The following is a 9620-nucleotide window of genomic DNA, read 5'->3' as shown; positions in this document are numbered from 1 at the left end:
ATCCCGGCGGGGCCGGCTCCGACAATGGCTACCCGCAGGGGGCGGGGCATGATCAGGTTCCCTTCGAGCGGCGACAGATCGACTCGGGGGAAGCCTAAAATGCGTCAGTCGCGGCAGGGCTGGGAGCCCGAAGGCCTAAGGCAATCCCTAGTAGGCCCCCGTCAGACCTTCCCGTCGGCCCCGTCGGCCCCGTCGGGAGCGTCTCGGGGTGCTCAGCGCACCCTTCCGCGTGGCTTCAGCGGCCCCGGCGGCAGCTCCGGGGCGGGCAGCGGACCCCCGTCGTAGCCGATCACTTCGCCGAAACGTGTGCCCTTCATCCAGTCCTCGCGAGCCTGCTCGATCTCGGCGTGGGTGCGGCCGACGAAGTTCCACCACATGACCAGCTCCTCCTCGAACGGCTCGCCGCCGAGGAGCATCAGCCCGGCGTCGGATTCCGCGCGCAGCCGCAGTTCGGTGCGTCCGCAGCCGAGGTAGAGCAGGGAACCGGGGAGCAGTGGGACGCCGTCCACGTGGACCTCGCCGGACATCGACAGCACGCCGTACTCGAAGTCGGGTTCGAGCGGCAGCCGTACGTCCGCGCCGTGGGCGAGCGTGAGGTCGGCGCCCACGAGGGGGGTGTACGCCGTGCCGGGCGAGAGGGCCCCGTCGAGCTCGCCGAGGAGCACGGTGGCGTCGAGGCCGGGGGCCGTGACGACGGGCAGGTCGGGGTGGTGCTCGAAGTGGGGGTCGGTGTGCCGGTGCGCGTCGGGCAGCGCCACCCACAGCTGGGCGCCGTGCAGATACCGGGCGTGCGAGCGCGGGCTCTCCTCGGAGTGGCTGATGGCGCGCCCCGAGGTCATCAGCCCGAGTTCCCGGGGCCGGACCGTCTGGAGGCTGCCGGTGGAGTCGCGGTGCAGCACCTCGCCCTCGTGCAGCCAGCTGACGGTCTGCAGACCCATGTGCGGGTGGGGAGGGACCTGCATGCCGGGTTCGTCGGCGATGTCGTCCGGGCCGTAGTGGTCGACGAAGGCCCAGGCGCCGATCATGCGCCGGCCCAGGTTCGGCAGCAGCCGCCGTACCTCCGTCGATCCGCCGAGCTGCACATGGCGGGGGCTCAGCAGCTCGCGGACGGGCTCTGCGACGACGAAGCCGCGGCCGCCGCACACGCTCGGCACGGGCGAACGGTCAAGGTTGCTCATGCGGCCCAACCTAGCGGTCGGGCGCGCAGCGGGGACAGCGGACAGGCGTCCGCCGCGACGCGCCCCCGGCCGCTCCTGGCCTCTCAGCCGTCGAGGGCGGCGGCGAGTTCGGTGGTGGCCCGCACCATCTCGGCGTCGGGGTCGGGTTCCCGCAGCAGTTGACGCAGCACGTCGCGCTGGGCGTGGACGGCATGGCGGGCCTCGCGCTCCCACCCCACGTAGTCGTCGGGGTGGTGGTGCAGTTTGGGATACGTGGCGGCGGTGGTCTCCCACTGCCGGGCGTCCGCGATGCTCTTGAGCAGGCGCAGTATCTCCGCGCGGCAGGTGACCTGGGGGAGCCGGACGAGTTCCCAGAGGAAGGGCACCGTCGCCGCCGTCGCCTGGTCGACGACGAATCCGAACTGGCATATCCGTCGCCGCAGTTGGCCCAGTGCCGGACCGGCGCTGTCGGCGTCGCCCCGGGCCAGCGTGGCAAGCAGGGAGGGGATGGCCGCGGCGGAGCCGGTGGAGTCCTTGATGTCGGGCCACGGCACGTGTCCCAGGCCTGCGAGCGGGGTGGTTCTCTTCGTGGCAGTCATGTCGGGAGTCAGGGGTCGGCGTCGGGGATCAGAGAGGGGGGCGGGTCGGCAGCATGGCCCAGACGGTCTTGCCCACGGGGAAGCGGCGGGTCCATCCCCAGTGCTCCGAGAGGGCTTCGATGATGTGCAGTCCGCGGCCGTGCTCGAGGAGGTCGTCCGTGGACCGGGGGCAGACGGGCAGGCTGTCGCTCGGATCGGTGACGGCGCACACCAGGTGCGAGCGCCGCAGGGTGAGTCTGAGTCGCACGGGGTACCGGTCCGTCCCGGTGTGGGGGAGCGCGTGCAGGACCGCGTTGGCGGCCAGTTCGGTGACGACGGTGATCGCGTCGTCGCCGCAGTGGCCCAGGGACCAGCAGTCCAGCGTGCGATGGGTGAAGTCGCGTGCCCGGGCGAACCCCTCGCCGCTGCCCGAGAGGTGCAAGGCGGCGGTTCTGGTCGATTCGCGGACGGGGACGGACTCATGACTTCGGAACTGCGCAGGTGATGACACGGTGCATCTCCCTGAGGTGACGTCAGAACGGGGCGCCGGAAGAGCGGTTGACGACAGGGCTATTATCCACGCTGACGATGTCCTCGTGCAATTTCACGGGAAATTGCGCGCACAAGTGAGGAGAGTGCGATGCCGTCGGTGCCGAACGGAGTGCGGGCGAGCTCGCTGGGCGTGCGCTGGATCAAGAGCAGCCACAGCAACGCCGAGGGCAACTGTGTCGAGGTCGCGGCCCTCGACGGGGGAGGTGTCGCGCTGCGCAACTCCCGTGATCCCGACGGGCCCGCGCTGGTGTACACCCCGGCGGAGGTGGCCGCGTTCGTGGCCGGCGCCAAGGGCGGGGAGTTCGACCACCTGGCGTGAAGGCGGGGTGAAGGCCGGGTGAGGGCCCGGTGGGAGTCCCCGGGGGTCGCGGACGCGGCGGCCCGGGTCGGCGCGGATCGGCCGGAGAGCGACCGGCCGGAGACGGACCGGCCGGGAGACCGGGCGCTTCCGGAGGACTCGAAAGGGGGCCAATTCCCCTGCCGCGTGCGGCTGGAGGGCTTCGGATGCGATACTTTCGGTCTGTCGTCTGCCGGTCCACGGGGAGTCAGGATGTCTGTCGAGTCGCCTCGCGTCTCCCGCCTCGAACCGTATCTGAACCGGGGCGAGCCCGCCCCGACCTTGCTGAAAATGCTGGTCGGCGTACAGCTGGCGGGTATCCGGGAGGACACCGGCCTCTCCCAGGAGCAGGCCGCGCGCTCCCTCGGGTTCAGCCCGGCGAAGCTGTCGCGCATCGAGGCCGGCAAGGGCCGCAGGCCGCCCGTCGAGGCGGACGTCCGCGCGCTCCTGTCGTTGTACGAGACCGAGGAGCACGAGGCCTCCGTGCTGCTGCGACTGCTGCGGCAGGCGGGGGAGCCGGGGTGGTGGCAGCGGTACGACAAGCGGCTGATGCCCGAGTGGTTCGACCGGCTGGTGGGGTTGCAGGAGGCCGCCACGGCGATCCGGACCTTCGAGATCCAGTACGTGCCGGGACTGTTCCAGACGCCCGCGTACGCGCGCGCCGTCGTGGAGCGCGGGCTGCCGTCGGCGACGCCACGGGAGGTGGAGCGCCGGGTCGAGCTGCGGACCCGCCGCACCGAACTGCTGCGGCGACCGGACGCCCCGCAGGTGTGGGCGATCCTCGACGAGTCGGTGCTGCTGCGGGTGCTGGGCAGCCGCGAGGTGATGCGGGAGCAGCTCGCCCACCTGGTGGAGCTGGCCGCCCTGCCGCATGTCACCGTCCAGGTGGTGCCGCTGGACGTCACCCATGCCTCGGCGCCCGCCATACCGGTCACCTATCTGCGCTTCCCCGGCGTCGACCTGCCCGACGTCGTCTATCTGGAGCAGATCAGGAGCGCCACCTTCCTCGAGGACCGGGACGAGACGGAGGAGTACCGGGTCGCCCTGGACCGGCTGGCCGACGAGGCGCTGAACCCGCGCGAGTCCGTCGCGCTGCTGGAGTCGACCGCGCGGCAGCGCTATCCCTGACCCACGGCGGCCTCCCCGACGGGCAGGCGCCCCGGGTGTGTCAGCCCAGTCGGCCGATGCCGCCGAACTCGATCCACTCCTGGGTGAGTTGACGGGGCGCCACCTCGGTGTCCGGTCGCCAGGCCGAGACCTCGACCAGCCCGGGGTGCAGGATCTCCAGGCCGTCGAAGAGCGCGGCCACGTCCTTCTCCTGACGCACCCGGCCCCAGTGGCCCTGGGTGGCCTTGTCCATGAAGTCGGTGACGAACGCCCTGACCTCGGCGTCCTCGCTGACCAGCTGGCACATCACCAGGCAGCTGCCGGGCGCGAGGCGTTCGCTGACCCGGCGCACCACCGCCTGCGGCCCGTCGCTCTCGCTGTCGGGGATGCAGTGGAAGACCGAGTTGAACAGCACGGCGACCGGCTGTGAGAAGTCGATCAGCCGCCGGGTGTCCTCGTGGTCGAGGACGGCCTCCGTCGCCCGCAGGTCGGCGTGGATGACGGTGGTCCGCTCGTCCTGCTCCAGCAGGGCCCGGCCGTGCACGAGGACCATGGGGTCGTTGTCGACGTAGGCGACGCGCGCGCTCGGGTCGACGCGCTGAGCGACCTGGTGCACGTTGTCCTGCGTGGGCAGACCGGAGCCGTGGTCGAGGAACTGCCTGATCCCGTGCTCCTGCGCCAGGGTCCGCACGGCCCGCTGCAGGAAACGCCGGTTGTTCAGCGCGAGGGCACGCGTGCTCGGGACGACCTTGTCGAGCTCCTCGCAGGCGGCGCGGTCGGCCGCGTAGTTGTCCCGGCCGCCCAGATAGTGGTCGTACATGCGCGCGGCCGTCGGGATCGTTTCATCGATCTTCGTGGACAGCTGCTTGCCCGGCTGCATCTCTTCCCCCAGTGTCCCCGCCGTGCCACGGACTGGCGCGGGCGACAACACATCCTAGGGAAAGGCCAGTTGGCCCCACCACCCCCTTGGCCGACGGTGCTCCCGGAAGGGGCTGCCCATCTCCGCCGCCCCGGCCTGACTGGACGGCTGGTCCAACAGCTGGACTCATGGTCTAATCGATCCATGGAACCCCAGGATCCGCAGGCCCTCCGGGAAGAGGCGCGAGAACGGGAACGGGACGTGATCCTGCGCGCCCTCGTCCCCGTCGTCGACGGCATCGCGGCGACCTTCGGCCCGGTGTGCGAGGTGGTGCTGCACGACTACCGGCGGCCGGAGAAGTCCGTCGTCGCCGTCGCCGGAGCGGTGACCGGACGGACGGTCGGCGGCGCCATGAGCGAGATCGGCATGCGCGTTCTCGCCCGCGGGGACGCAGCCGCGGACGAACTGAACTACGTCACCCGCGCCGGCGCCGGAAAACTGGTCAAATCGTCCACGATGGTGCTGCGCGACTCCACGGACGCGGTCTTCGGCGCCCTCTGCGTCAACGTGGACGTCACCGAGGTGGACCGGGCGCGCGCGGTGCTGGCCGCACTCGCGGGGACGCCGACCGGGCCGTCCGACCCGCCGGCGACCACGTTCGGCGACGACATCGACTCCGTCGTGGACGCCCTCCTCGACGCCCATCTGCTGCGCCAGGACCAGACCTGGGCCGGCCTCGACCGGCCACGGAGACTTGCCCTCTTCCGGAGCCTGGACGAACGCGGCGTGTTCGCCGTGCGCCGCGCGATCGAGCAGACCGCCGCCCGCCTCGGCATCTCGCGCGCCTCCGCCTACACCTACCTCTCGCAGGCCAGAGCCACCCCGGCGACCGGGGCGGACGGCGCCGACGACACCCCCTGAAGGAGCACCCTCGTGACGACCCCGCCCCTGCCGATCACCCTCGACGACGTCCGCGACGCGGCCGCCCGGCTCAAGGGCGTCGCACACCGCACCCCCGTGCTGCGCTCCCGGACCCTCGACCGGATCGTCGGCGCCGAGGTCCTGCTCAAGTGCGAGAACTTCCAGCGCGTCGGCGCCTTCAAGTTCCGCGGGGCCTACAACGCGGCCTCCCGGCTGGCCCCCGAACAGCTGGCCCGGGGCGTCGCCGCGTACTCCTCCGGCAACCACGCCCAGGCCGTCGCCCTGGCCGCCCGGGAACTGGGCACGACCGCGGTGATCGTCATGCCCGAGGACGCACCGCGCTCCAAGCGGGCGGCGACGGAGGGCTACGGGGTCGAGATCGTCACCTACGACCGTTACGCCGGCGACCGCGTCGCCATCGCCGAGGCCCTGGCCGCCGACCGCGGCCTGGCGCTGATCCCGCCCTACGAGCACCCGCACGTCATGGCGGGCCAGGGCACCGCGGCCCTCGAACTCCTGGAGGAAGCGGGCGAGCTGGACGCCCTGCTGGCGCCGGTCGGAGGAGGCGGACTGATGGCCGGCAGCGCGACCGCGGTCAAGGGGCTGCGGCCCGGCATCCGGGTGGTCGGCGTCGAGCCCGAGGCCGGCGACGACACCAAGCGGTCCCTGGAGGCGGGCCGCCGGGTCGAGATCCCGGTGCCGCGCACCATCGCCGACGGGCAGGCCCTGCACACGCCGGGCGAGCTGACCTTCTCGGTGAACCGGCGGCTCGTCGACGCGATCGAGCTGGTCTCGGACGACGAGATCCGCGCCGCCATGCGGTTCGCCTTCGAACGGCTGAAGATCGTCGTGGAGCCCAGCGGCGCCACGCCGCTCGCCGCGCTCCTCGCCGGACGGGTCGACGACCTCCCCCGGCGCGTCGGTGTGATCGTCTCCGGCGGCAACATCGACTCCGGCCGCTTCGCCGAGCTGTGCGGCGACGCCGTCTGAGGCCGGCACACCCCGTATGGCGGCCCCCGGTGGACAGGCGGACGATGGAGGCGTAGGGGCGCGGCTCCCGCCGGCGGCGTCCAGATCCGCCGGGGAGACCGCCCCCGGCCGTGGTCAAGCGCGGCCGGAAGGGAGGAGCGTCATGATCGAAGTGAAGACGCTCGACAAACCGGACGAGCGCCGCGATTTCCCCCGCGGCCACATCGAGGCCGTCCACATGACCGGGCTCGACTTCGCCAGGGCGACCTTCGAACCCGGCTGGCGCTGGACCGAGTCGCTGGCGGGCGTCATGGGCACGGACACCTGCATGATCCACCACAACGGCTATGTGGTCTCCGGACGCATGCACATCACCATGGACCAGGGCGGCGAGAGCGAAGTCGGCCCCGGCGACGTGTTCGTGGTCCCGCCCGGCCACGACGCGTGGGTCGTGGGCGACGAACAGTGCGTCGTGTACGACTTCGCCGGGGCGATGGCCACGGAGTACGCGAAGGCCAAGGAGGCCTGAGGGCCCGCCCGGAGCGACGCGGGCCGCCCGGCACGGTCCGGGCGGGAGGCAGCCGGGCCGACCGGTCTAGACGGGAAGCAGCCGGCCGATGAGCGCGCCGAGCTGGAATGCGTTGCGGCATTCGTGCATCGCGACCAGCTCGGCGTACTCGGGTGCGGCCGAGTCGCCCGTGCCCCACAGGGATTGGGGCTCGGGGTTCAGCCAGTGCAGACGGCGGGCCTGTCCGGCGATCCGGCCGAGCGCGGCCAGGTTCGGGTCGGCCATGTTCGTCCGGGCGTCGCCGAGCACGAAGACCGTCGTGCGGGGGCCGACCGCGGCGCCGTACCGCTCCGCGAACTCGCCCAGGGCGACGCCGTAGTCGCTGCTGCCGTGATAGCCCGTCAGCTGTGCTTCGGCCCGGATGCGGGCGCCGAGGCCCGCGGGATCGGCCGCGCCGTGTTCGAGCAGACCGGTCACCTCGTCGATCCGGTTGACGAAGGCGAACACCCGCACCTTGGAGAACTGGTCGTGCAGCGCCTGCACCAGCAGCATGGTGAAGTCGGAGAACCCGGTCACCGAGCCCGACACGTCGCACAGCAGCACCAGTTCGGGGCGGACCGGACGCCGGCGGCGCAGCACGGGCCGCATCGGCACGCCGCCCGTCGAGAGCGAGGCGCGCAGCGTGCGCCGCAGATCGATGGAACCCCGGGCGGCCCGGCGGCGGCGCGCGGCCATCCGGGTGGCCAGCTTGCGGGCCAACGGCTGCACCGTCCGCCGCAGTTCGGCCAGCCGGTCCTGACCCGCGTACAGGAAGTCGACCCGGTCGGCGGTCGGGGCCACCGCACGGCGGGCGATCTCGTCCCGGCCGCGTCGCTCCGCCACCCGGCGGCGCGCCTCCCCGGCCACCAGGCCGCGGAACGCCTCGATGCGACGCCGGATCTCGTCCTCCAACAGCCGGTCGGCGAAGCCGGAACCGCCGGCCTGCGCACGCATGTCGTCCCGGACCCGCGCCAACAGCGTCTGCGGGCGCAGCCGTTCAAGCGTCTGGTACGACGACCAGCCGTCCGCGCCCGGTGAACTCCCGTATCCGCCCAGCCCGTCGACCGCCTCGATCGCCAGCCGGCCCAGGATCGCGTCGTCGCCCTCGGCGAGCGCGGCGGCCAGTCGCTCGCGCAGGTCGTCCCGGTCGCCCGGCTCGCCCCCGGGCGCGCCCACGCCGCGCGGGAAGTACAGGTCGAAAACGGTGTCGAAAAGCCGCCGCTGGGCCTCCGAGTGGAGCAGCGTCGCGGCCAGTCCTTCGCGCAGCAGCGCCCGGTCGGCGAATCCCAGCGCCGCGGCGGCCTCGGCGGCGTCCACGGTCTCGCCCGTGCCGACACGGACGCCGTGGGCGCGCAGCGCGGCGACGAAGCCGGCCAGCCGGTCGGCGACCCGGGCGCTCACACGGCGTCCAGGTCGAGCTTCGCGCCGGCCTTGAGGACGTCGTCCTGGTGCTTGAGGATCACGCCCAGACTGTCGCGCACGACGTCCTCGTCCAGGGCGTCGGCGCCGAGCGCGAGGAGCGTGCGCGCCCAGTCGATCGTCTCCGCCACGGACGGCGCCTTGCGCAGGTCCATCGCGCGCAGCGCGCCCACCACCCGGACCACGGACTCGGCCAGCGCCGCGTCGATGCCGGGCACCTTCAGCCGGACGATCCGCCGCTCCAGCTCCTCCTCAGGGAACCCGATGTGCAGGAAGAGGCAGCGACGGCGCAGCGCCTCCGACAGCTCACGGCTGGCGTTGGAGGTGAGGACCACGAAGGGCCGTCGGGTCGCGGTGATCGTGCCCAGCTCCGGGACGGTGACCTGGAAGTCGCTGAGCACCTCGAGAAGGAGTCCCTCCACCTCGACGTCGGCCTTGTCGGTCTCGTCGATCAGCAGGACGGTCGGCTCGTCGCCGCGGATGGCGGTCAGCAGCGGGCGGGGGAGCAGGAACTCCTCGCTGAAGATGTCGGTGCGGGCCTCGTCCCAGGTCTCGTCCCGGCCCGCGCTGATGCGCAGCAGCTGCTTGGCGTGGTTCCACTCGTACAGCGCGCGGGACTCGTCGACGCCCTCGTAGCACTGCAGCCGCACCAGCCGGGCTCCGGCCACCTGCGCCACGGCCTTGGCCAGCTCGGTCTTGCCGACCCCGGCCGGTCCCTCCACCAGCAGCGGCTTGCCGAGCCGGTCGGCGAGGAAGACGGTCGTGGCGACGGCGGGGGAGGCCAGGTACCCGCTTTCGGCGAGCCGGGCGGAGACATCGTCGACGGACGTGAACAACGGGGGCCTCCGGCGGTCGGCGCGGGCTGGGAGCGTGATCCGCCCACTATCTAAGCGCTTGTTCACCGAATTTGTCATCAGCCTTCCCTCTTCCCGTCGCTCGCTCGGCGCCGCCCCCTCACCCCGCATCTCGGCGCGGGCCTGCGGCGCCGCCCCCTTGCCGCCGGGGGCGTTGTCGGTGGCCGGCGGTACCTTGCGGGGCATGGGCGTATATCTGGTGAGTGTGGACGGGCGGGAGTGGTTCGGGCGGGAGGAGGGCGGACACGGTGACAAGGCCGCGGCGCTGAACGAGGAACTGCGGCGGCGCGGACTGCCGCCGTACCTGCCGGCGGGATCCG

General features: G+C 72.5%; 11 protein-coding genes. 5 read left to right on the top strand and 6 right to left on the bottom strand.

Annotated features, from left to right (window positions below; genetic code table 11):
* Nucleotides 1–212 precede the first annotated feature (212 nt).
* From ACN6LD_RS41205 to ACN6LD_RS41195, 3 genes are all read right to left on the bottom strand, one after another.
* On the bottom strand, nucleotides 213–1178 hold the full coding sequence (locus ACN6LD_RS41205; protein ID WP_319189466.1) for a pirin family protein: 966 nt from the start codon (nucleotides 1176–1178) through the stop codon (nucleotides 213–215).
* 83 nt (nucleotides 1179–1261) lie between these two features.
* Nucleotides 1262–1756, bottom strand: a complete 495-nt coding sequence (locus tag ACN6LD_RS41200; protein WP_319189467.1) for a hypothetical protein — start codon at nucleotides 1754–1756, stop codon at nucleotides 1262–1264.
* 28 nt (nucleotides 1757–1784) lie between these two features.
* Nucleotides 1785–2177, bottom strand: coding sequence for an ATP-binding protein (locus ACN6LD_RS41195; protein ID WP_319189468.1), 393 nt, complete (start codon nucleotides 2175–2177; stop codon nucleotides 1785–1787).
* Between the two features lie 198 nt (nucleotides 2178–2375).
* Here ACN6LD_RS41195 and ACN6LD_RS41190 point away from each other — a divergent pair, with 198 nt between their 5' ends.
* The gene (locus ACN6LD_RS41190; RefSeq protein ID WP_057577590.1) at nucleotides 2376–2606 is read left to right on the top strand and encodes a DUF397 domain-containing protein; all 231 of its coding nucleotides are present in this window, start codon (nucleotides 2376–2378) and stop codon (nucleotides 2604–2606) included.
* Nucleotides 2607–2837: 231 nt separating this feature from the next.
* Nucleotides 2838–3752: a helix-turn-helix domain-containing protein gene (locus tag ACN6LD_RS41185; RefSeq protein WP_319189470.1), complete on the top strand. Its 915-nt coding sequence runs from the start codon at nucleotides 2838–2840 to the stop codon at nucleotides 3750–3752.
* 40 nt (nucleotides 3753–3792) lie between these two features.
* Here ACN6LD_RS41185 and ACN6LD_RS41180 read toward each other — a convergent pair whose 3' ends face one another.
* Nucleotides 3793–4611 (bottom strand): SAM-dependent methyltransferase, encoded by an 819-nt coding sequence (locus ACN6LD_RS41180; protein WP_319189471.1) that lies wholly within the window; start codon nucleotides 4609–4611, stop codon nucleotides 3793–3795.
* A gap of 183 nt (nucleotides 4612–4794) precedes the next feature.
* Between ACN6LD_RS41180 and ACN6LD_RS41175 the strand changes: the two genes are divergently transcribed.
* From ACN6LD_RS41175 to ACN6LD_RS41165, 3 genes are all read left to right on the top strand, one after another.
* A complete protein-coding gene (locus ACN6LD_RS41175; RefSeq protein ID WP_319189473.1) occupies nucleotides 4795–5511 on the top strand; it encodes a helix-turn-helix transcriptional regulator in 717 nt (238 codons plus the stop codon).
* A gap of 12 nt (nucleotides 5512–5523) precedes the next feature.
* Nucleotides 5524–6501, top strand: coding sequence for a pyridoxal-phosphate dependent enzyme (locus tag ACN6LD_RS41170; protein ID WP_445045838.1), 978 nt, complete (start codon nucleotides 5524–5526; stop codon nucleotides 6499–6501).
* Nucleotides 6502–6643: 142 nt separating this feature from the next.
* A complete protein-coding gene (locus ACN6LD_RS41165; protein ID WP_319189476.1) occupies nucleotides 6644–7009 on the top strand; it encodes a cupin domain-containing protein in 366 nt (121 codons plus the stop codon).
* A 66-nt stretch (nucleotides 7010–7075) separates the two neighbouring features.
* Here the strand turns inward: ACN6LD_RS41165 and ACN6LD_RS41160 are convergent, their stop codons facing one another.
* Together ACN6LD_RS41160 and ACN6LD_RS41155 are read right to left on the bottom strand one after the other, a co-directional pair.
* The gene (locus ACN6LD_RS41160) at nucleotides 7076–8428 is read right to left on the bottom strand and encodes a VWA domain-containing protein (protein WP_319189477.1); all 1353 of its coding nucleotides are present in this window, start codon (nucleotides 8426–8428) and stop codon (nucleotides 7076–7078) included.
* Nucleotides 8425–9282: an AAA family ATPase gene (locus ACN6LD_RS41155; RefSeq protein WP_319189478.1), complete on the bottom strand. Its 858-nt coding sequence runs from the start codon at nucleotides 9280–9282 to the stop codon at nucleotides 8425–8427. Before ACN6LD_RS41155 ends, ACN6LD_RS41160 begins: the two co-directional genes overlap by 4 nt.
* Nucleotides 9283–9620: the final 338 nt, after the last annotated feature.

This window comes from Streptomyces sp. SAS_272 (assembly GCF_052543235.1).
This window is presented reverse-complemented; position numbering and strand designations above follow the sequence as displayed.

Bases quoted from the DNA above. Each gene is read 5' to 3' on its own strand.
- ACN6LD_RS41205 (WP_319189466.1), bottom strand. From the start codon at position 1,178: ATGAGCAACCTTGACCGTTCGCCCGTGCCGAGCGTGTGCGGCGGCCGC.
- ACN6LD_RS41200 (WP_319189467.1), bottom strand. From the start codon at position 1,756: ATGACTGCCACGAAGAGAACCACCCCGCTCGCAGGCCTGGGACACGTG.
- ACN6LD_RS41190 (WP_057577590.1), top strand. From the start codon at position 2,376: ATGCCGTCGGTGCCGAACGGAGTGCGGGCGAGCTCGCTGGGCGTGCGC.
- ACN6LD_RS41185 (WP_319189470.1), top strand. From the start codon at position 2,838: ATGTCTGTCGAGTCGCCTCGCGTCTCCCGCCTCGAACCGTATCTGAAC.
- ACN6LD_RS41180 (WP_319189471.1), bottom strand. From the start codon at position 4,611: ATGCAGCCGGGCAAGCAGCTGTCCACGAAGATCGATGAAACGATCCCG.
- ACN6LD_RS41175 (WP_319189473.1), top strand. From the start codon at position 4,795: ATGGAACCCCAGGATCCGCAGGCCCTCCGGGAAGAGGCGCGAGAACGG.
- ACN6LD_RS41165 (WP_319189476.1), top strand. From the start codon at position 6,644: ATGATCGAAGTGAAGACGCTCGACAAACCGGACGAGCGCCGCGATTTC.